The organism is Salmonella sp. 32120201201600049SM (assembly GCF_017572835.1).
In the GTDB taxonomy this organism is placed as follows: domain Bacteria; phylum Pseudomonadota; class Gammaproteobacteria; order Enterobacterales; family Enterobacteriaceae; genus Salmonella; species Salmonella enterica.
In genome coordinates this window covers 210,770-231,646 of record NZ_JAGESA010000001.1, presented here as the reverse complement: position 1 = coordinate 231,646, position 20,877 = coordinate 210,770, and the positions used below count along the sequence as shown (strand labels likewise).

Here is a 20,877-nt window from a genome sequence, read left to right as displayed (position 1 = left end):
AGGATCTGAAAGGCGTCAGCCGCCATCAGGCATGACCTGCCGGATGGCGGCGCTTACACATTTTATCCGGCGTCACACCATATCCAACGCGGTTTTCCCTTTTGGCGCAGGCCAGGCGTTGTCCAGTAAGGCAAGTTCGTTTGCTGACAAGGCGATCTCAAGCGCCGCCGCATTTTGCTTCACGTGTTCTGTACTTCCGGCTTTCGGGATCGCCATCACGCCCGGATGCGCAATCACCCACGTCAGTAAGATTTGCGCCGCCGTAGCGTTATGCGCTTGCGCAATTTCATTCACCACCGGATGATTCAGTAAACCGCTACGTAACCGGCCAGCCTGCGCCAGCGGGCTATAGGCCATCACTGGCATTCGCTGTTGTTGACACCACGGCAATAAATCATACTCAATACCACGTGACGCCAGATGATAGAGCACCTGATTTGTCGCGCATTGCTGTCCCCCAGGGATGCGCCACAGCGCCTGCATATCGTCATAATCAAGATTAGAGACTCCCCAACGGCGAATTTTCCCCTGCGCGATTAGCCGCTCCATACCTTCAACGGTCTCTTCGAATGAAAAGCTTCCGGCCCAGTGCAATAGATAGAGATCGAGATAATCTGTTTTCAGACGACGCAGGCTTTCTTCACAGGCGGCAACTATCTTCTGGCCGCCAGCGTTCCACGGGTACACTTTTGACACCAGAAATGCCTCATCGCGTCGCCCTGCTAACGCCTCGCCCACGACCTTTTCCGCCCCGCCGTCGGCATACATTTCCGCTGTATCAATAAGGCGTAACCCCAAATCCAGCCCCGCGCGCAACGCCGAAACCTCGCGCTGACGTTGATCCGCGCGCTCGCCCATATACCATGTTCCCTGTCCGATGGCAGGAAGCGTCACCTGCCCGCAAAACGTTACGTTTTTCACTGATTTCATTTCCTTTTCAATGTCACTCGACGGTAAAACAATACAGGACTCTTAGACCCTACGGTAATGTCCGGCATCATACCGCGCAAGGGGGCGATTTTCTTGTCACTGACGAACGTCATCCGCAATCATGTCGACGATGCGAGTAATATGCGCGGCGGGTCGCTGATTCAGTAATAATTGACGCATCACATTCATATAGGGCGTCACATGTTGAAAGAACTCCAGATATCCTTTACAGAGATAATTTTGCCGTTCGCCGCCGTCCATACAAATTCGATGTTTCGGACAACCGCCGTGACAGGCAAAGCGCCACGTACAGTTCTGGCAGCGTGAAGAAAGGTTTGCTTTAGCCGCGCCAAACTGCTGCTGAAAAGGAGAGGCCGCCATTTCTTCTAAAGAGTGTTGCTGCAGATTGCCCAGTTTATAGGCGGGAAAAACAAAATGGTCGCAGCTAAACACGTCGCCATTCTGCTCCACCAGCAAACTTTGCCCGCAGGTCGACTGCATCGTACAAAGCGTGGCGGGCTCCCCCATCCAGACGCCAAGTAAGTTGTCAAAAAGCTGTACGAATATGCGTCCGACATCGTGACGTATCCATTGATCAAAAACATCGCACATAAAGGCGCCCCACCCTTCAGGCGTGACGGAAAAGGGCATCAGCGAAGGCGAATCTTCATTGTCAGATAACGTCAAAGAACGCTGCGCTTTTTGCGCGAGCGGCTCAACAATGGGAATAAATTGCAGGTGTTTACTTTCCAGTTCCTGCGTCAAAAAATGATAAATAGCGTTGCCATGACGGCATGATGCATCATTCACGACAGTGAGCGTATTGAACTCGACATCATTTGCCTGCAGAAGGCGGATAGCATTCACGACCCGGGAAAAAGACGCCCGCCCTGACGGTGTTTTCCGGTAATTATCATGAACGACTTGCGGCCCATCAATCGATATACCAATCAGGAACTGATGCTGCGCAAAGAATGCCGCCCACTCTTCATTGATTAATACGCCATTGGTTTGCAGACTGTTGTAGATAGTTTTGCCGTTGGCATAGCGTTGCTGCAAGCGCACCACTTTTTGGTAAAAAGAAAGACCGCATAGCGTCGGCTCTCCCCCCTGCCAGCAAAACGAGACCTCTGAGGATGGCGTATCATCAATTACCCGGCGGATATACGTCTCCAGCACATCGTCAGACATGACGCGCTGCCCCCGGGGTTTATCAAGATAGAAACAGTACTTGCAGGATAAGTTACACAGACTGCCGCTGGGCTTGGCTACGGTATTGAATACTATGCTCATTCGTCTTACTCGCTGTGAAGAATGGGTATAGCATAAGCGGGACGTGACAGGGCGATATCAGCCAGCATTGCAACAATTATTACGCTAATTGTTAGCGCAGTTGTAATCACCTGGATTTTTCATATAAAAGGCTAGTTTTTTAAATTGATGTAACAAAGTATAAATCACATAAGGCTGCGCCATACCCGGTCAACAGCGCATTTATGCAAGCCGTCATGTTCGCGTTTCAGACAGCACAAAGCCCGCATAACGCAGGCTTTGTCGTGGTTTTTCCGGCAAATTCAATCAATCAGAATCTATAGGTCACGCCAGTAGAAAGGATACCGGTCCAGGATTTATCCACCATCGGGCTGTCGGTAATTTCATCCGACAGGCGGGTGTAGCGCGCAGTACCATATACGCTCCAGTTACCGGCGAAATTATAGTTAGCGCTAAGTTCAAGATACGGGTTCCAGCTATCGTTCGGGTTATAGCCGCGCAGGCCGCTACGCGAAGATTCTTTACGTGATACGCCGTAATAGTAATCGTTCTGGTTCTCGCTATTCCATTCAACCCCGATACCAGGCGTTAAGGTCAGCCCGCCATTGGTATACCGATACAGCCAGGCCAGATCCCAGACAATACCGTTACTGTTATCCAACGTATCCCCTGCCAGTGAGGTACGCAGGAATCCATACTGGGTGTGATGCGCGTAAGAAACGCCCGCCATCATAGTACTTTTACGCCTGTCCAGACGACGCAACTGATGGTCATCGCTGTCGCCCGGTTTGAAGTACATCGGGGACCAGTATGCCATGATTGACAACTTATCGGCATTGTCATTCCACAAGTAGTACCCGCCGCCCAGACCACGGAACCAGAAGTTTTCGCTTTCATAAGCGATGACCGGTATCGGATAAACATCGCTATCGTAATCTTTATAAGGGTGTTCAACCACACCAACGCCTGCGCCCAACGTCAGGTTGCTTTCAGCGTGCGCGACGCTGGCGGATGTTGCAATAAACACGCCAAGAGCCAGAAGTTTAAGTTTGGTCACAATCCATAATTCCTTATTCAAATGTTCTGCGGCAAAAGTGTAACCGCCAATACCTGTAAGCCCAACTATTTTACACAATGTAACCGTTTAATATCACCACCACCGATTATTTTCAGATGATCGGCTGATGATCGTTATGTGACCGGGAACGCTTTTTCTGATATCCACCAGCCTTTTCTACCTGATGAGTTATTGATATGTCATCGAAATCCACTGACGCGTACAGGCAAGTTTTGCAAATGCCATCTACGCTTAATGTTAAGAAGGTGTATCACCGGACACGTTGATCTTCTGACCAATAAAATGGCATGAGAGTTGCTTTTTTTCCCTTAGCAGAGACGGCGTTCAGTCTACCTCTTCCGGGAGCCTCTACTATTCATATGAACGGCTCTTAACATGTGCGAAAAAACGAAAGGATGGCATATCATGAATATATTCGATCACTATCGCCAGCGTTACGAAGCTGCCAAGGACGAAGAGTTCACACTGCAGGATTTTCTTACCATTTGTCGGCAAGATCGCAGTGCTTATGCCAACGCGGCAGAGCGGCTATTAATGGCTATCGGCGAGCCTAATATGGTCGACACTGCCCAGGAACCCCGACTTTCCCGACTCTTCTCCAACCGGGTTATTGCTCGCTATCCTGCGTTTGAAGAGTTTTACGGCATGGAAGACGCGATTGAACAGATTGTCTCTTATCTGAAACATGCGGCGCAAGGGCTGGAAGAGAAGAAGCAAATTCTCTATTTGCTGGGACCTGTGGGGGGTGGCAAATCATCGCTCGCTGAACGGCTGAAATCGCTAATGCAGCGCGTGCCAATTTATGTTTTAAGCGCCAACGGCGAGCGTAGTCCGGTCAACGATCATCCGTTATGCCTGTTTAATCCGCAGGAAGACGCGCAGATTCTGGAAAAAGAGTACGGTATTCCGCGCCGCTATCTCGGTACGATTATGTCCCCGTGGGCGGCCAAACGCCTGCATGAGTTTGGCGGCGATATTACTAAATTCCGCGTGGTGAAAGTCTGGCCCTCCATTCTGGAGCAGATTGCCATCGCCAAAACGGAACCCGGCGATGAAAACAACCAGGATATTTCGGCGCTGGTCGGCAAGGTGGATATTCGTAAACTCGAACATCACGCTCAGAACGATCCGGATGCGTATGGTTACTCTGGCGCGCTGTGCCGCGCTAACCAGGGGATCATGGAGTTCGTCGAGATGTTTAAAGCGCCTATTAAGGTGCTGCACCCCTTGCTGACCGCAACTCAGGAAGGTAACTACAATGGCACGGAAGGTATTTCCGCCCTGCCCTTTAATGGCATCATACTTGCCCACTCAAACGAATCTGAGTGGGTGACTTTCCGTAACAATAAAAATAACGAAGCGTTCCTCGACCGTGTCTATATTGTGAAGGTGCCTTATTGCCTGCGAATCTCCGAAGAGATCAAAATCTACGAGAAACTACTTAATCATAGCGAGCTGGCTCATGCGCCCTGCGCGCCGGGCACGTTGGAAACGCTTTCGCGCTTCTCGATTCTTTCCCGCCTGAAAGAGCCGGAAAATTCCAGTATTTACTCGAAAATGCGCGTTTATGACGGTGAAAGCCTGAAAGATACCGACCCCAAAGCTAAATCGTACCAGGAGTATCGCGACTATGCGGGTGTGGACGAAGGGATGAACGGTCTCTCCACCCGATTCGCCTTTAAGATCCTCTCCCGCGTATTCAACTTCGACCATGCGGAAGTGGCGGCAAACCCGGTACATCTGTTCTACGTTCTGGAACAACAAATCGAGCGCGAGCAGTTCCCGCAGGAGCAAGCTGAGCGTTATCTGGAGTTCCTGAAAGGCTACCTGATCCCGAAATACGCCGAATTTATCGGCAAGGAGATCCAGACGGCCTATCTCGAATCTTATTCTGAGTACGGGCAGAACATTTTTGATCGTTACGTGACTTATGCGGATTTCTGGATTCAGGATCAGGAGTATCGCGACCCGGATACCGGTCAACTGTTCGATCGCGAGTCGCTGAACGCCGAACTGGAAAAAATTGAAAAACCAGCGGGTATCAGTAACCCGAAAGATTTCCGTAATGAGATAGTAAACTTTGTCCTGCGCGCCAGAGCCAACAATAGCGGCCGTAATCCAAACTGGACCAGTTACGAGAAGCTGCGCACGGTGATTGAGAAAAAAATGTTCTCTAATACTGAAGAGCTGTTGCCGGTCATTTCTTTTAACGCCAAAACGTCGACTGACGAGCAGAAAAAGCATGACGACTTTGTCGATCGGATGATGGAAAAAGGGTATACCCGTAAGCAGGTTCGTTTGCTGTGCGAGTGGTACCTGCGCGTGCGTAAATCGTCGTGATGTTAATGCCCGGTGGCGCTTGCGCTTACCGGGCCTACAAAGTAATGTTCTGTAGACTGGCTAAGCATTAGCGCTATCCGGCACTGACAGAACAGGCGCTCAGTTGGCAGTACGGGGGGCATATGACCTGGTTCATAGACCGACGTCTTAACGGCAAAAATAAAAGCACGGTGAATCGCCAGCGCTTTTTGCGCCGTTATAAAGCACAAATTAAGCAGTCGATTTCCGAAGCGATTAATAAACGCTCTGTGACCGATGTCGACAGCGGAGAGTCCGTCTCTATTCCAACCGATGATATTAGCGAACCGATGTTTCATCAGGGGCGCGGCGGTCTGCGCCATCGCGTCCATCCGGGTAACGATCACTTTATCCAGAATGATCGCATTGAGCGTCCGCAAGGCGGTGGCGGCGGCGGTTCCGGTAGCGGTCAAGGTCAGGCCAGCCAGGACGGCGAAGGCCAGGATGAGTTTGTTTTTCAGATTTCAAAAGATGAGTATCTGGATCTGCTCTTTGAAGATTTAGCGCTGCCTAATCTGAAAAAAAACCAGCATCGCCAGCTTAACGAGTATAAAACTCACCGCGCCGGTTTCACCTCAAACGGCGTGCCGGCCAATATCAGCGTGGTACGTTCGCTACAAAACTCTCTGGCGCGCCGTACAGCAATGACGGCAGGAAAACGCCGCGAACTGCACGCGCTGGAAACGGAACTGGAGACCATCAGCAAAAGCGAACCAGCGCAACTGCTTGAAGAGGAGCGGTTACGTCGGGAGATTGCCGAACTACGGGCTAAAATCGAGCGGGTGCCGTTTATCGACACTTTTGATTTACGCTATAAAAATTATGAAAAACGGCCTGAGCCCTCCAGCCAGGCGGTGATGTTCTGTCTGATGGACGTCTCGGGTTCGATGGACCAGGCAACCAAAGATATGGCCAAGCGTTTTTACATTCTGCTCTATCTGTTTTTAAGCCGAACGTATAAGAACGTCGAAGTGGTTTATATCCGCCACCATACCCAGGCGAAGGAAGTGGACGAACATGAGTTCTTTTATTCACAAGAGACCGGCGGAACGATTGTCTCCAGCGCGCTTAAACTCATGGACGAAGTAGTTAAAGAGCGCTACGACCCCGGTCAGTGGAACATCTATGCGGCGCAAGCGTCAGACGGTGATAACTGGGCCGACGACTCACCGCTGTGTCATGAGATTCTGGCGAAAAAGCTGCTGCCGGTAGTGCGCTATTACAGCTATATCGAGATTACCCGCCGCGCCCACCAGACCTTATGGCGTGAGTATGAACATCTGCAGGCGACGTTCGATAACTTCGCCATGCAGCATATTCGCGATCAGGAGGATATTTATCCGGTATTCCGCGAATTGTTTCAGAAACAGAGCGCCAATCAAAGTGCATAACCATAAATCAGCCCGTAATGAGTCACGGGCTGATTTATCACTAACAAGGCAATTATACATACTACCACTACAATAGCCGTAAACCTGTATATCTCCTGACTGGATTAACCTTACATGCGCCGACTTATCACTGAAATACTATGGATTTATTAATGCCAGCAATACTCACCAAAAGGTGGCGGTAATTGCAGAGAATCAGGTTTTTGCAGCTTACAAAAAAGCCATGGACCCGAAAAATCAAAATCCCACGGGCTATCACTACCCGACGCTGCCATAGCAGACGACGTGAACCCCGCTGCCAGCAATGCAAAAAGAAAAATTGTTGCCATTTCTTTAAATCGTTTCATAGTGCCTCCGAACGGAAGTACATTATTATCCTTACCACTTCACACTCCTTTCACGTAATAATAAAGGCTATTTTATTTTCGTTAGTGTTAAATCGATGCCGTTAATTAACAATTTACTTTTTGCGACAATAGTCACGACTGAAAATATCAACACCATATATTATTGAATTTATTAAATCGAGAATGATTTTTATTCCATAACATCAACACGTTTTATTTTTAAACAGTCTATTAGAGGAATTCTCATCGCTATGGTAAACTAACGCATCCGACTTTCAGGGCTGTAGTTCATCATGAATTTGCATCATAAAGCGCTCAGGCACTTTATCTCGGCAAGCGTCATCGTTTTGACATCGTCCTTCCTGATTTACGAACTTATTGCCAGCGACAGGGCAATGAATGCCTATATGCGTTATATCATGGAGAGAGCCGATTCGTCGTTTTTGTACGATAAGTACCAGAATCAAAGCATCGCCGCACATTTGATGCGAACTTTTGAAGCGCCGGGAGACCCCGTCACCGCAGAAAAACGCCGCGCTTTTTGCGACGCCTTTGAGGCTATTAACGGTACGCACGGTGTCAACCTGACCCGGCATAATTACCCGGCGCTACATGGCACTCTGCAAACTGCCGCTACACAATGTACCGATAATCTTGATGACGCCCTTTTACTGCCTGCATTTGATCAGGCGGTAAGCATCAACCGTTCGCAGGACGACCACAGTCACGGGCTGGGCACACTGGAGCTTAAATTCCGTTATTACGTTGATTTAAATAAACATTATGTCTATTTCTATGATTTAATCAACTCACGGCGCTTCGCCATGCATCGTTGGACTTTTTTACAAAAAGGCACAATGGGTATTAACAGAAAAGATATAGATAAACTTTTTACCGGCCGTACGGTTATTTCCAGTATTTACATGGATGATATTACCCAGGAAAACGTCATGAGCTTTTTAACGCCAGTCTATCTGGCGGGAACGTTAAAAGGTATCGTGATGGTGGATGTTAACCAGGATAATTTAAAAAATATTTTTTATACCCAGGACCGTCCGCTGGTTTGGCGTTATCTTAACGTAACACTAAAGGACATGGACTCCGGAAAAGAAATTATTATTAATCAAAGCAAAAATAATCTGTTTCAATATGTGAATTATAGCCATGATATCCCTGGTGGACTGCGCGTTTCGTTGTCCCTTGATTTAACCTATTTCCTTGTCTCGTCCTGGAAAGCGCTGGCCTTTTACTTACTGGCAACGGCGCTCCTGCTTAATATGGTACGGATGCACTTTCGGCTTTATCGCAACGTCACACGCGAAAATATTAGCGATGCCATGACCGGGCTTTACAACCGTAAAATATTAACACCGGTGCTGGAACAGCGACTGCAACGCCTGGTCAATACCGGGACGCCGGTGACATTTGTCGCTATTGATTGCGATAGGTTAAAACTGATCAACGATACCCAGGGGCACCAGGAAGGCGACCGAATTATAACCCTGTTGGCGAAAGCGATTAAAACATCGATTCGTAAAAGCGATTACGCCATTCGCCTCGGCGGCGATGAGTTCTGTATTATTCTTGTTGATTACGCGGCGGATTTGGCTATCCATCTGCCGGAGCGTATTATTCGTAACCTGCAAATTATCGCACCGGATAAGACAGTCCATTTTTCTGCCGGGATTTATAATATGCAGCCCAATGATACGATTAATGATGCCTACCAGGCTTCCGATGCGCAGCTCTATCTGAACAAACAACAAAAACAACATCGTTCATCATAGTGCTTCGCAGTAAATGTTCATATTGCACCAGGAGTGAGAAATGGCCGAAATGACTGAAGTCGCGAAGGGTGTCGCTACACACCAACGTTTAGTGGCTTTATTAACCCAGGAGAACGCGCGCTATCGTGTGGTGAACCATGAAGCGGTAGGGAAATGCGAAGCGGTATCTGAAATACGTGGTACTGCGCTGGGCCAGGGCGCAAAAGCGCTGGTCTGTAAAGTCAAAGGCAACGGCGTCAACCAGCACGTTCTTGCTATTCTGGCGGCCGATCAGCAAGCCGACCTCTCTCAGCTTGCTTCACATCTGGGCGGCTTACGCGCTTCCCTTGCCAGCCCGGCGGAAGTCGATATGCTGACCGGCTGCGTTTTTGGCGCGATCCCGCCTTTCAGTTTTCACCCCAATCTGAAACTGGTCGCCGATCCGCTCCTGTTTGAGCGTTTCGATGAAATTGCCTTTAATGCCGGCCTGCTGGAAAAATCAGTCATTATGAATACACAGGACTATCTGCGCATCGCCCGACCAGAACTGGCAGTCTTCCGCCGCTTTCAGTCATCGCCAACGGCTTAGTCCCCTCCCCCTTCAAGGAGCAATACCGACACAACGATAATGATAAAAATGGCGAAAAACGACGCCGTAATCATCAGCGCTTCAAGAAACGGTGGATCGTACATAATTGTATCCTCAGGAAGACAACAATGACGGTTCACCTGTTAGCAATACGCGGCGTTGATGGCAATTTAATGACAACGCCGTTTTTCACGTAGAGATTGTCTTTCAGGCAGTTGCCTGAAATCCGCATCAATCGTTAAAAAGGCCTGTGCGCTTTCCCGTTTGGGCGTAAAGTAGTCAGGCTTACTTTTTGGCAAGGAAACCATAATGTTTGATGTCACTCTGCTGATCCTGCTCGGACTGGCAGCTCTGGGATTTATCAGCCACAACACCACTGTCGCCGTCTCAATTCTGGTGCTGATTATTGTCCGCGTAACCCCGTTGAATACCTTTTTTCCCTGGATTGAAAAACAGGGACTCACCGTCGGGATTATCATTCTGACCATCGGCGTAATGGCTCCCATCGCCAGCGGAACCCTACCGCCCTCCACATTGATCCACTCTTTTGTGAACTGGAAATCGCTGGTCGCGATTGCCGTCGGCGTTTTCGTCTCCTGGCTGGGCGGTCGCGGCATTACGCTGATGGGAAACCAACCGCAACTCGTCGCCGGGCTGCTGGTCGGTACGGTACTTGGCGTCGCGCTGTTTCGCGGCGTGCCGGTCGGCCCACTGATTGCGGCGGGGCTGGTCTCCTTAATTGTGGGGAAGCAGTAACTCGCCCGTCAGATACTGGCCTGGCGTCTGCCCCAGGCCTTTTTTAAACATGGTAATGAATGCCGTGGTGGAATCATAACCCAGCATTTGCGCCGTCTGCTGTACATTACGTCCCGCGATCAGCGCTTGTAGCGCCAGAATTAATTGCAACTGATGACGCCAGCGACGAAAGCTTAGTCCCGTCTCTTTGACGACCAGCCGGGCAAGGTTACGCTCGCTCATCGCGAATACGCTGGCCCACTGCCCTAACGTATTCCATCGCGCGGGCTCCTGCGCCATTGTCTCAACCATTTGGCGAATTTTCGGATGCCCCGATACCGGTAATTGCAATTGTTCCTGCGGCTGCTGCGGCAGTTCATCAAACAACACCTGAATAAGGCGCTGCGTTGGCATTTGCGCTCTTTCGGGATCGGTTCTGCGCGCCAGCGACAAAATCAACTCCCGGCATAACGGCGAAATTTTCAGCGTGCAGCAACGCTCCGGCATGACGACCGCCGCAGGTTCAATAAATAAAAAGCACAGCTCCGCCCCTGCGGTCACATGGTTACTGTGCGGCAGCGAGCCGGGGAGCCAGACGGCATACTGGGGCGGAACCATCCACATCGCATTTTCCACCTCACAGGTGATCGCGCCGTGCAGAGCGAGGATCAACTGTCCCTTGCGATGCTGATGGCGAGGGCTAAACAGTTCATCATCCCTGGCGCGAATACAAAAGGCCACAGCGGCATCGTGGTGAAGGTCGGGATCGTAACCGTCCAGTCTCAGGCCAATCATTATATTGTCCGATTTTAGCGATAAATTGTCATTTTAGCTTGATTCATCCAAACAGTAAAAACTGTTAAGGTATCGCCTCGCCTGACGAGATGAGAAAACGATGACGACAGCCCTTTCACCACGCGGCAAACAAGGCGCTTTACTGATTGCCGGTATTTTGATGATAGCCACTACGCTGCGCGTAACATTTACCGGCGCTGCGCCGTTGCTGGAGACAATCCGTTCGGATTACGGTCTTTCCACCGCCCAGACGGGCCTGCTAACAACCTTGCCGCTTCTGGCGTTTGCACTGGTTTCACCACTGGCGGCCGGTATTGCGCGCCGGTTCGGGATGGAACGTAGTCTGTTCGCCGCAATGCTGCTGATTTGCGCGGGTATTGCCCTCCGCTCCCTGCCCTCCGCTGCATTGTTATTTGCCGGAACTGCCATTATTGGGTGCGGGATCGCGCTGGGTAATGTGCTGCTACCAGGATTGATTAAGCGCGATTTTTCACAACATGTCGCCAGGCTGACGGGCGCGTACTCATTGACGATGGGCGCCGCCGCCGCGTTGGGGTCCGCGCTGGTGGTTCCGCTGGCATTGCACGGTTTTGGCTGGCGCGGCGCGCTGTTAATGCTAATGCTGTTTCCGCTGTTGGCGTTTCTTATCTGGTTGCCGCAGTGGCGCACTACCCGCTCAGCTAACCTGAGTAGCTCCCGGGCATTACATGAACGCGGTATCTGGCGTTCGCCTTTAGCCTGGCAAGTTACGTTGTTTCTGGGACTTAACTCACTGATTTATTATGTGATTATCGGCTGGTTACCAACAATACTCATCAGCCACGGTTACAGCGAAGCACAGGCAGGATCGCTACATGGCCTGCTGCAACTGGCGACCGCGGCGCCTGGGTTAGCCATTCCGCTTATTTTGCATCGCTTTAACGATCAACGCTGGATTGCCGCGCTGGTCTCACTCTTGTGCGCGGTGGGCGCGGCGGGGCTTTGGTTTGTGCCGGGCCAGGCGATCATCTGGACGCTACTGTTCGGCTTCGGTTCAGGCGCGACGATGATCCTCGGCCTGACGTTTATCGGCCTGCGCGCCAGTTCGGCGCATCAGGCGGCGGCGCTTTCCGGCATGGCGCAGTCGGTCGGGTATTTACTGGCGGCATGTGGGCCGCCCGTCATGGGAAAACTTCATGATGCCAGCGGTAGCTGGTATCTACCGCTGTCAGGCGTAACGGTTCTGGCTATCATCATGGCGATTTTCGGCCTCTACGCCGGACGCGATCGAGAGATAGCGTCATAAATAAACCTGATACCCACTTGAATGCCTGATGACGCTTCGTTTATCAGGCCTGATCCATTAAAATCATTACCGCTATCCGACAAAAGTACCGTAAGCGACACCAACACAGGAGGGAAAAATGCGAATCCAGTGTAAGCGCGTCTATTTCCCGGCGGAAAAAGACGATGGTTATCGGGTATTGGTTGACAGGCTATGGCCGCGCGGCATTAAAAAAGCAGCGCTGGTCTATGATGAATGGAATAAGGCCATTACGCCCTCCACCGAATTGCGCAAAGCCTTTCATAGCGAACTGATTGATTTTAACCACTTCGCGCAGCAATACCGGGCAGAACTTGCGCAACAGCATCAAGAAGGCAAACGTCTGGCGGATATTGCCCGACACCAGCCGCTAACGTTGCTATACGCCGCTAAAGATACTCGCCAGAACCATGCCATTGTGCTGGCAGAGTGGCTACGAGAGCTGTGATTGTCGTGCCGCCGCCTGGCCTGGTTGTCTGTCCGGGGACAACGGCATCAAATGTTCTGCCCGCACCCAGGCAAAACCGTGCTGGCCATCGGCGGAGGCTACATCGCCCGTGACCAGCCACAGCGCCCGAGGCGCTTCTTTCGGCAGTAAGGTGACGTGTCCATTTACCGGGTTAATGAATTCATCTCCGGGTTGACACAGGCAAAATAGCTCAACCGATTTACCAATATTCTGCCGTCCGGCGGGTGTTTTAGCGCCAATAACTATTGCCAACGCGCCCGGCTTTAACTGAAACATATTTTCTTGCGCCGCATGAAACTCATTATCAGATTGTTCTTAATCATATCCCGTCGGACCGCAGGTTGTCACTTTTTCGTATCAGGGTGCTCTCTGCGCCATAACGTCCACTCATCAATGATTTCGCCATTGGGCAATTTGCAATCGGAACGCACGCCTTGTGGGGTCTGCACCGGCATCAGCGTACCGCCCTGTTGCTCACAGTAGACGGCTGCCGGATTAGGCATCCCAATGCGCGGCGGCCGGGGGGCGTTGGGTTGCGACGATGAACAAGCGCTCAGCAGCAATACGCCTGGCAACGCAATCCACGTAAATTTCATAACGACTCCTTAAAGCGATATTTTGTCCAGGATAACCTGGCGGGTACGCTATTTCCATACTTTCTGTCAGCGCTTTAGTGGGTGTTTATCCCGGGTTAAGTCAGTAATAGCCACGCCCTGTCACAAAGCAACCGACCTTTTGTCGCTGAGAAAACCCTGCTATTCTGGCGCCCCCTGAACAGTGAAGGTAATAGCATGAGAGTGGGTATCCTCTTCCCTGTCGTCATTTTCATTACGGCAATATTATTTTTGGCATGGTTTTTTATTGGCGGTTACGCCGCGCCGGGAGCATAACCATGAGGAAAACAACGATGGTGTTGATGGGCATCGCGCTAATTGCGGCGGCGGGTACCGAACTGGGCTGGTGGTAAATTCATTTTGAATAATAAAGGCTACCTGTCGTAGCCTTTATTATCTCTGAAAGTTCTGCGTTTAGCTTTTGATTTTTCTGTAGATTAACAGCACGACAATCGCACCGATCACCGCGACTGCAAAGCTGCCGAAGTTGAAACCATCCACTTTGCCAAAGCCAAAGAACGTACTGATCCATCCTCCGACTACCGCACCAACGATCCCCAGAATGATCGTCATAAAGAATCCGCCGCCATCTTTACCTGGCATGATCCACTTAGCCAAAATACCCGCAATAAGTCCAAAAATAATCCATGAAAGAATGCCCATTTTTTCCTCACTTATGTCTTAACGTTAGCGGTTTATTTGCCGTTAAAAAGAATAGCACATCGTCAGGAAAGTGAAGTTTGTGATATCCATCACCTTTTAGCGTCGTGGATAAAAGCGCATAAATATCAGGGTTGCAATCATTAATGATAACGATTATCTTTATCAATACCGAGTGGTTGAGTTTATAACCCACCTGTTCGGTACGACATTGCTCACATTGCTTCCAGTATTATTTGCCCGCCTCACCGAGTGCGGGCTTTTTTTGCTAACCGCTATCTATCCCATGCCGAATTCATGGTCTTTTTCAGCCGCGCTATTTTGCGTGATACGGGGTCATCTCCAGCGCAGTACATTCATCCTGCTTGTCCTGCTGCATAAACACCACGGTCACCATAAACAAACCGATCATAAATGGCACTTCATAAAGCTCTTCAATCAAATCTGTGTAACGAGCGTTATGCAGGAATATCGGCGACAACCACCGATGATGCTCGACAGTGTCGGAAATCAGATATGAACATGCCGTCACGGTAAACAGCCACAATGGCAGAGGAGCGTCCCGTAGGCGACGAACAATCTCCTTACGTAGCCCGGCAGAAAACAGGACTGGCAAGACTAACGCAGCAATTAATATCACTGAAATCGTTCTGAACAGCATACGCGGCTCGTCAGGGAAATAGTCACGCCCCCAACTGGTGCTTCTACCCAATAGCACCACCCACCAGACAACAGCCCATAGCCAAAACTGCTTTGCCCCTTCGGGACGGGAAAGTGGCCGTATATACCAGGCGGTAAATAGCGCCCCAAACAGTAACCATAACGCTTGTCCGTTTTCAATCCATCGGACCACCACGCCGTTAAGCAAAGGCAATTGCCAGTCCGCCGTAAACGGGATGACCACAGCGGCAAGCGCAAGAGTAAGTGCTGACGAAGTTAATCGGGTATCGAGTTTCATGATTATAAGACTCTTCTGGTTTTTAATACCCAATCATAAGTTTTATGAATACGCTCTCATTAGCAAACAATGCGATATTCTTAATGTTTTCTTAATGTTTCTTTTCAACCCATGTCTGATGTAAATAAACAGCGCTTTTCAATACGCAAAAACCGCATCACGCTGGCGACGCGCGATGCGGCTTCTGATTTAAAAAATCACTTTATATCAAATAGATACTACAAGATCCTTACCAACCGCAAACGTCGTGTTCGTTTTCGGTATCGTAGGAACGCACGGTATTGACCAAATCCTTCACAACTTCTGCTGCAACTTCAGGTACCAGCAACGTCATCGGTGCTTCCGTTTCATAGTCCACAGAGACGCCGTTGCTATTATTCGTGACCGTGACGGTATAAGTAGCTTTTCCCATTATTATTCTCTCCCGGCATGAATGACTTTTCGTGAGGTCGCCCCTTCCATCAGTACTTCCGGCGCGACAAAAAAGTCGATGTTAAAATAGGTATCATCCGTCATGACCTCAATATTGTGCCACTTTTCCGGAGGAAACACGCCAAACTCGCCGGCATTGATCACCATGATCTCTTCCGGCTCAGAGCAATGTTCATCAGCGTATCCGAGATATTTGACCGCCCCCTGCATCACCGAGAGACGAGGATAAACGCCGGGTCGCGTTCCCTTATCAAGGTGGCGTTCGAAAATTCCGGCAGGCGCCGTCTCTTTGTTCCAGAAGGGCGTGGAACGTGTATGGATATGATTTTGTGGAATTTGCCGCATTTGCTTCCCTCTTCCCGCAGGTTACTCAGCGATAATCTCATCGCTGTCGTAAAAAGGTTACGCTCCAAAAACAGCATTTTAAATACCATTTATTGGTTACTATTTTGCTGTTTTCCACGCAATAAAACCGAAAGGAGAGCAATGACCCGCCGTTGACGACGGGTCCAGGTGGTTAAGACTGGAGCGTTGCCAGCCGGGCGGCAAATCCGACGAAAAGAAGGCCAATCAAAGAATTGCCCACTTTTGCCAGTTTCTTTTTGGTACCAATATAGTGGGTTACAAAAGCGCCAGAAAGAATTAAAAAGCTCAGATAGCAAAAACTGACGATTTCAAGGGTGGTGGCCAAAATAAAAAATGACACCCCAGTATGCGGCGCAGTAACGTCAATAAATTGCACAAAAAAGGAAACATAAAAAAGTATGGCTTTAGGATTCGTCAGGCTAAGAATTAAAGCACGCTTAAAAATAGCGCCAAAAGGAACTACCGTTTCCGTCGCCGCACGCCCTTTTGAGGTCAGCGTGGCGTAAAGGATTTTTGCGCCAAGGTAGAGCAGATAAAACGCGCCGAGATAGCGAACAATGTTAAACAGAACCGGCGTTGTTTTGATCAGCGTCGCCACGCCCGCATACGCCAGAAACATTAATATCGCATCGCCGATAAACACGCCGCATGCGGCAAGATATCCTCCTTTAACCCCGCGTCCCACGCTGTTTTTAAGCACAAAAAGCGTATTCGGCCCCGGTACCAGAACGATAAAAATCGCCCCAACCAGGTACGTCCAATAATTCAGAACACCATACTCCGCGAACACATTAACCTCTTCCTGAAAACATTTACGCTTAGCTGCGAAACAGTATGCTAACGAATGCACCGGAAGATGGGAAGCGAAACCACGTCTCTCCAGGCCGCTATTCCGCCACGCTTATATCCACATCACCCAAAAACGTTCTTGTATCGCGCCCCCCGCAGGCAATCACCAGGTATTGGCCCACGTTTCCTCATGGGGAATTAACGCGCGCGTCGTACCAAAGATAGGGCTGCCAACACATTACTGATATCGCTCTCATTCAGATTCGGCGCATTAAACTGCGCTCTCAGCCACACCATATCGTCGTGGCTGAAAGCGCCGACCATCAAGCGCTGGCTGATAATGATCAACATTTGATTATCAAGTTGTCGAATACGTTGCCGGGTGACCGACAAGGTTTGTATCGGAAAGGAGGGTTCTGAGCCGGTTCGCCACTGCGCTAAATAGCGGTACTGTATCGCTTTACTGGCATCCATTAGCGAACGAATAAAAGGGGTTATCGAATGCGGGTCCAGACCGTTATTTTTCGCTTCTTCTTCAGCCTCGGCAAAAACATTTTGTTCACGCGTGAAATCCTCTATCGGCAGATGGTGCTTCATTTTATAAGCAGCCACATCTTTCATTAATAACATGCGTTCATTGAGCGCGGTTAAGAGCGCGCCAAGCGATACCGACGTTACCGAATCGGCAAAAGTGGTGCTGCACATCAATAAAGAACAAAGAAAAATGGCGATATGACGAATCATTAATCAACCTCCTTTTACGGAGGCCTGACAGTAATTTACCTTTATTAAGATAACATTAAGTAATTATTACAGATTGGTATTAATGCTTATTCGTTTAAACTGGAGTGATAAAAAGAACAGGCCGTTGATTCTGCGGAATCTTCACCTTCATTTAAAGTGTATAAAATATACAACAAATCACACAAATGTGATGCACATCACGTTTTTATGATTTTTTATTACAGTTTTATGATATAGGTCTAACTTTAATAAGTCACTAATTTCTCTCCCCCGCTCAGGGAGATCGGCTTCAATTTACATCGAATATGGTGAAATATGACTACCATTACACTAGTCAACGAACAAAATAGTACTGGCAATCCTTTTTCTGCACATATGTTATGTGAACAGCGAGCTATTCAGGAAATTACTTACGAACTATTGCAATCGCAGCAGCATGTCTCAAATAAGGATATCATCGCCAAACTTATTGAAAAACTGGAAACAGAAAAAGACGTAGTGCAGCTTGATATTTACCGTAATGCCTTAGAAGCCGTTTTGTTTCAGACACCTGACGACATCTAATATATACCCAAAATAATTCGAGTTGCTTAAAGGCGGCAAGGGAGTGAGTCCCCAGGAGCATAGATAACGATGTGACTGGGGTGAACGACAAATCTGCCGGGAGCAGATTTGAACGTCGCGTGCGACGGCCCGTCAGGGCGAGGCCCATGGATGGGCCGAGTAATCCGTAGCCAACATATAAGCAACTTGAAGTATGAAGGGTATACACAAGGGAGGGGGTTACTCCTCCCCTGTTCGTTAATAATGCAGATGCCTCAACGTGCGGTGCCTGATTTTTCGTAGCCGTTTGCATGGATTTGCGGTGCAACATGCTGCATGCTTTCTGGCATCTCATGCTGCCGGTATACGGCTGGCAGTAATGTTAAACCTGAACCATTTTTCACATGAAGACTAAATTTACCCGATTCTTTTAAAGCCTGAATAAGATTTTCCTGCGCGGGAGTTAATGTCTCATCATGCCACAGAACAATATGCTCGAAAGACGTTGATAAAAGATCGGGCATCGGCGCCTGCCAGGGGATGACTTCAACTCGCATACCTTCACTACAATATTTAATCGTTTCCAGCCATAGCTCAATGGGGTCGTTCAGCGAAAACGCAGCAATAAGCATTGTGCCTGCTGGCGCCTTTCGTACGCTACTTAGCTGGAACGTGGCGTATTCAATAATCGCAGTATCCAGTAATGCCTTTTCAAATCGGCGTGCATCATCATCGCCTGCGGACAACCACAGCCGTAAAGGACGCAGTATTGACTCAATTACGATACACGGCGGAATTTCCCGACCATAACGCCAGAGTAATTTTCGCAATTTGGCGGGTTCGAATTTTCTACACTGCGCTAAAATCTCTTCCTGGTAGAATAACCATCCCGAGCGGCAATGCGTTTCTTCACCATAGAGGGCAGGTTTAATCTCTTTTAATGAGAAGCCTTTGCTTAACGCGTCGATAATATGCTGTATTCTGATAGCATCTTCTATGCAATAAAAACGATTGCCAGCTTCATCTTTGGTAGGTTGAAGCAGGCCATAGCGTTCCCAGGACCTGATATTTGCTGTTGTGACACCACACTGCGCCGCCATTGCGCTAATACTAAAAGTAGCCATGCCTGTCTGGCCTCATGATGATGTAAGAAAGCATAGTGAACCTAAACGCCATCAGAAGCAAATCATTATTAAGCAATGACCTTACTATTTACACGGGAAATTACATTATCAACATTATTTATTGTAAGCCAGTGCGTAAAGGCTTTAGAAACGGACAGTATTTGATAATCCAGAACTGTTCTACAACCTAATTTAGTCAGAACATGGTAGCGTACTGAGTAAATAGTTTTTAAATGTACATTCAGCTCACAGCTTATTTGTCGGATATCCATTCCTTTAACAAGCATCGCCAAAACATTTCTTTCATTCGCCGTTAATCTGACTTTCTCTGACCTGGGAAAAAATTGACCAGCAGCGGCCAAAATCAGTAATTCACGCCACTCAGCAATAGAGGCATCGACCTTTATTCGATATATGGCATGATGTTCATCAATAAAGTTATATTCATTATGGGTAACAATTCCAATGAGTACCGTTTTAAATGCGGAAGTAATATACTGCTGTACGGTGTAGTAATCGTCAATATCAAAAATAATATAATTTACGTTACCAGCTATTATTGCGACGTCCTTAAATAAGGACTCCAGACCATAATTAAGAAACAGGTTTTCGCTCAATAGTCTTGTATCTGTCTTTAAAACAGATGATGCGGAACCAGTCATATCCACCTCAACAAAACGAGAGCCATGTGGGAATATCCATTCGATGGCCCGCATAAGATCATCTGCTTACTTCAGCGATGAGAACCTATTAAGTAGTAGTTGAGGAACGCCGTTTGCGCAACCTGACAGACGTCCTGGGGCATCTTATGTGAACTGCGTGGGGATGTGCGCTTTGGCAAAATCCACAAAGCGTACGACCGCAGGCAGCAAAATATGCCAGTCCTGTTGCTCCAGACCTAAATATTCACGCTGCGCTGCACGCAACGTAGCAGCATAATCTTCTGGCAACTGAGGTAACAGCCAGTCAGCCGCCGCATCCTTAGAGGTAAATCTCCCGGTAGAAAGGGTGTACCAGATACGCGCCAGGGTTAAAACGATATGATACTCATCTCCCTGCACATCTGCCGTGGATTGCCAAAGGTCGAGGGGATAACGCAAGGCCTTCAGCAACTGCGCCGCAGGGGCTGGCGTGAACAGCCGTTCCGCGCGTTCTCCCTTTAGCGGTATACTGGTTTCCAGAATCTGGGTTATCAATAACACAATGTCCCAGTCCTGTTGCGCTGGTTCATAAATCCCCTGATAAATGTCCTCTCTTAGCCACTCGCCAAATTGCATTTCCCGGGAAGGTGGAAAACACCAGGGAACCAGCTGCGAATAAAGCACGACAGTGACCTCCAGAGCGCGTTTTTCTGCTGACGCCCCCGGCGGCGATGAAAGCGCCAGCAATTCCTGCATCAGCGTTGCGCGTTGGGTCTCCGTCAGCGGCTGGCATATTGTCACCAGCAGATCAATGTCGCTGTTTGGCTTCAGACCGCCCGCGACAGCGGAACCATATAAATGAATAGCACGCAACGTATCGCCTGTGACACGAGTAATCAGGCGACACGCCGCTTCCGTTTGGCATTGAATCGAGGGCGGTATGGGCAGCGTCATCATCGCTCCGGGGGCGCAG

General features: G+C 49.1%; 26 protein-coding genes and 1 pseudogene. 10 read left to right on the top strand and 17 right to left on the bottom strand.

Annotated elements, in window-relative coordinates; all coding sequences use genetic code 11:
* Positions 1–72 precede the first annotated feature (72 nt).
* The 3 genes from J4650_RS01175 to J4650_RS01165 all read right to left on the bottom strand — a co-directional run bounded on the left by J4650_RS01175 (position 73) and on the right by J4650_RS01165 (position 3,259).
* Entirely contained in the window at positions 73–930 is an 858-nt protein-coding gene (locus J4650_RS01175; RefSeq protein WP_000843751.1) for an aldo/keto reductase, read from the bottom strand.
* 96 nt (positions 931–1,026) lie between these two features.
* Positions 1,027–2,223, bottom strand: a complete 1,197-nt coding sequence (locus J4650_RS01170; protein ID WP_000029247.1) for an anaerobic sulfatase maturase — start codon at positions 2,221–2,223, stop codon at positions 1,027–1,029.
* 289 nt (positions 2,224–2,512) lie between these two features.
* Positions 2,513–3,259: a MipA/OmpV family protein gene (locus tag J4650_RS01165; RefSeq protein WP_000163762.1), complete on the bottom strand. Its 747-nt coding sequence runs from the start codon at positions 3,257–3,259 to the stop codon at positions 2,513–2,515.
* Between the two features lie 426 nt (positions 3,260–3,685).
* Here J4650_RS01165 and yeaG point away from each other — a divergent pair, with 426 nt between their 5' ends.
* Together yeaG and J4650_RS01155 are read left to right on the top strand one after the other, a co-directional pair.
* Positions 3,686–5,620 (top strand): protein kinase YeaG, encoded by a 1,935-nt coding sequence (gene yeaG, locus J4650_RS01160; RefSeq protein WP_001518010.1) that lies wholly within the window; start codon positions 3,686–3,688, stop codon positions 5,618–5,620.
* Between the two features lie 122 nt (positions 5,621–5,742).
* Positions 5,743–7,029: a YeaH/YhbH family protein gene (locus tag J4650_RS01155; RefSeq protein ID WP_000219717.1), complete on the top strand. Its 1,287-nt coding sequence runs from the start codon at positions 5,743–5,745 to the stop codon at positions 7,027–7,029.
* 149 nt (positions 7,030–7,178) lie between these two features.
* Here the strand turns inward: J4650_RS01155 and J4650_RS01150 are convergent, their stop codons facing one another.
* Positions 7,179–7,376, bottom strand: coding sequence for a hypothetical protein (locus J4650_RS01150; RefSeq protein ID WP_001805136.1), 198 nt, complete (start codon positions 7,374–7,376; stop codon positions 7,179–7,181).
* Positions 7,377–7,669: 293 nt separating this feature from the next.
* On the opposite strand from J4650_RS01150, the gene dgcJ reads away from it, so the two are divergent.
* Positions 7,670–9,163, top strand: a complete 1,494-nt coding sequence (gene dgcJ, locus J4650_RS01145; RefSeq protein ID WP_001048658.1) for a diguanylate cyclase DgcJ — start codon at positions 7,670–7,672, stop codon at positions 9,161–9,163.
* A 49-nt stretch (positions 9,164–9,212) separates the two neighbouring features.
* Positions 9,213–9,731, top strand: a complete 519-nt coding sequence (locus tag J4650_RS01140; protein ID WP_010989016.1) for a YbaK/prolyl-tRNA synthetase associated domain-containing protein — start codon at positions 9,213–9,215, stop codon at positions 9,729–9,731.
* Here the strand turns inward: J4650_RS01140 and yoaI are convergent.
* Entirely contained in the window at positions 9,728–9,835 is a 108-nt protein-coding gene (gene yoaI, locus J4650_RS01135) for a small membrane protein YoaI (RefSeq protein ID WP_000272241.1), read from the bottom strand. The two genes, J4650_RS01140 and yoaI, sit on opposite strands and share 4 nt — an antisense overlap.
* Positions 9,836–10,040: 205 nt before the next feature.
* Between yoaI and J4650_RS01130 the strand changes: the two genes are divergently transcribed.
* Positions 10,041–10,487, top strand: coding sequence for a DUF441 domain-containing protein (locus tag J4650_RS01130; RefSeq protein WP_000460698.1), 447 nt, complete (start codon positions 10,041–10,043; stop codon positions 10,485–10,487).
* On the opposite strand, the gene J4650_RS01125 is transcribed toward J4650_RS01130, so the two are convergent.
* Complete coding sequence (locus J4650_RS01125; RefSeq protein WP_000579793.1) at positions 10,467–11,261, bottom strand: helix-turn-helix transcriptional regulator; 795 nt, start codon at positions 11,259–11,261, stop codon at positions 10,467–10,469. The genes J4650_RS01130 and J4650_RS01125 overlap by 21 nt on opposite strands.
* 100 nt (positions 11,262–11,361) lie before the next feature.
* On the opposite strand from J4650_RS01125, the gene J4650_RS01120 reads away from it, so the two are divergent.
* Together J4650_RS01120 and J4650_RS01115 are read left to right on the top strand one after the other, a co-directional pair.
* The gene (locus J4650_RS01120; protein WP_000205341.1) at positions 11,362–12,546 is read left to right on the top strand and encodes a CynX/NimT family MFS transporter; all 1,185 of its coding nucleotides are present in this window, start codon (positions 11,362–11,364) and stop codon (positions 12,544–12,546) included.
* Between the two features lie 118 nt (positions 12,547–12,664).
* A complete protein-coding gene (locus J4650_RS01115; RefSeq protein WP_001222527.1) occupies positions 12,665–13,012 on the top strand; it encodes a DUF488 domain-containing protein in 348 nt (115 codons plus the stop codon).
* Here the strand turns inward: J4650_RS01115 and J4650_RS01110 are convergent.
* On the bottom strand, positions 12,998–13,309 hold the full coding sequence (locus J4650_RS01110) for a hypothetical protein (RefSeq protein WP_000487126.1): 312 nt from the start codon (positions 13,307–13,309) through the stop codon (positions 12,998–13,000). The two genes, J4650_RS01115 and J4650_RS01110, sit on opposite strands and share 15 nt — an antisense overlap.
* A 68-nt stretch (positions 13,310–13,377) precedes the next feature.
* Complete coding sequence (locus tag J4650_RS01105) at positions 13,378–13,629, bottom strand: DUF333 domain-containing protein (RefSeq protein WP_000673492.1); 252 nt, start codon at positions 13,627–13,629, stop codon at positions 13,378–13,380.
* A gap of 195 nt (positions 13,630–13,824) precedes the next feature.
* Here J4650_RS01105 and J4650_RS01100 point away from each other — a divergent pair, with 195 nt between their 5' ends.
* Positions 13,825–13,923, top strand: coding sequence for a YoaK family small membrane protein (locus tag J4650_RS01100; RefSeq protein WP_001589065.1), 99 nt, complete (start codon positions 13,825–13,827; stop codon positions 13,921–13,923).
* Between the two features lie 138 nt (positions 13,924–14,061).
* Here the strand turns inward: J4650_RS01100 and J4650_RS01095 are convergent, their stop codons facing one another.
* The 6 genes from J4650_RS01095 to J4650_RS01070 all read right to left on the bottom strand — a co-directional run bounded on the left by J4650_RS01095 (position 14,062) and on the right by J4650_RS01070 (position 17,596).
* Positions 14,062–14,310: a GlsB/YeaQ/YmgE family stress response membrane protein gene (locus J4650_RS01095; protein WP_000512149.1), complete on the bottom strand. Its 249-nt coding sequence runs from the start codon at positions 14,308–14,310 to the stop codon at positions 14,062–14,064.
* 313 nt (positions 14,311–14,623) lie between these two features.
* Complete coding sequence (locus J4650_RS01090; protein WP_001532438.1) at positions 14,624–15,265, bottom strand: hypothetical protein; 642 nt, start codon at positions 15,263–15,265, stop codon at positions 14,624–14,626.
* A gap of 229 nt (positions 15,266–15,494) precedes the next feature.
* Positions 15,495–15,677 carry a DUF1869 domain-containing protein gene (locus J4650_RS01085; RefSeq protein WP_000513733.1) on the bottom strand — a complete coding sequence of 61 codons (183 nt, stop codon included), beginning with the start codon at positions 15,675–15,677 and terminating at the stop codon, positions 15,495–15,497.
* 2 nt (positions 15,678–15,679) lie between these two features.
* A complete protein-coding gene (gene yeaR / locus J4650_RS01080; protein WP_001248993.1) occupies positions 15,680–16,042 on the bottom strand; it encodes a DUF1971 domain-containing protein YeaR in 363 nt (120 codons plus the stop codon).
* A gap of 172 nt (positions 16,043–16,214) precedes the next feature.
* On the bottom strand, positions 16,215–16,853 hold the full coding sequence (gene leuE, locus J4650_RS01075) for a leucine efflux protein LeuE (RefSeq protein ID WP_000457190.1): 639 nt from the start codon (positions 16,851–16,853) through the stop codon (positions 16,215–16,217).
* 197 nt (positions 16,854–17,050) lie between these two features.
* Entirely contained in the window at positions 17,051–17,596 is a 546-nt protein-coding gene (locus J4650_RS01070; RefSeq protein ID WP_000617985.1) for a chorismate mutase, read from the bottom strand.
* A gap of 82 nt (positions 17,597–17,678) precedes the next feature.
* On the opposite strand from J4650_RS01070, the pseudogene J4650_RS22705 reads away from it, so the two are divergent.
* Positions 17,679–17,833 (top strand): annotated as a pseudogene (locus J4650_RS22705) (hypothetical protein).
* A gap of 78 nt (positions 17,834–17,911) precedes the next feature.
* Positions 17,912–18,160 carry a biofilm/acid-resistance regulator YmgB/AriR gene (locus tag J4650_RS01065; RefSeq protein WP_000208086.1) on the top strand — a complete coding sequence of 83 codons (249 nt, stop codon included), beginning with the start codon at positions 17,912–17,914 and terminating at the stop codon, positions 18,158–18,160.
* Between the two features lie 254 nt (positions 18,161–18,414).
* Here J4650_RS01065 and J4650_RS01060 read toward each other — a convergent pair whose 3' ends face one another.
* From J4650_RS01060 to aadA, 3 genes are all read right to left on the bottom strand, one after another.
* The gene (locus J4650_RS01060; protein WP_000190263.1) at positions 18,415–19,263 is read right to left on the bottom strand and encodes a MerR family transcriptional regulator; all 849 of its coding nucleotides are present in this window, start codon (positions 19,261–19,263) and stop codon (positions 18,415–18,417) included.
* Between the two features lie 68 nt (positions 19,264–19,331).
* Complete coding sequence (locus J4650_RS01055; RefSeq protein ID WP_001682351.1) at positions 19,332–19,925, bottom strand: helix-turn-helix transcriptional regulator; 594 nt, start codon at positions 19,923–19,925, stop codon at positions 19,332–19,334.
* A gap of 144 nt (positions 19,926–20,069) precedes the next feature.
* Positions 20,070–20,858, bottom strand: a complete 789-nt coding sequence (aadA, locus tag J4650_RS01050; protein WP_023993480.1) for a cryptic aminoglycoside nucleotidyltransferase ANT(3'')/ANT(9) — start codon at positions 20,856–20,858, stop codon at positions 20,070–20,072.
* Between the last annotated feature and the right edge of the window lie 19 nt (positions 20,859–20,877).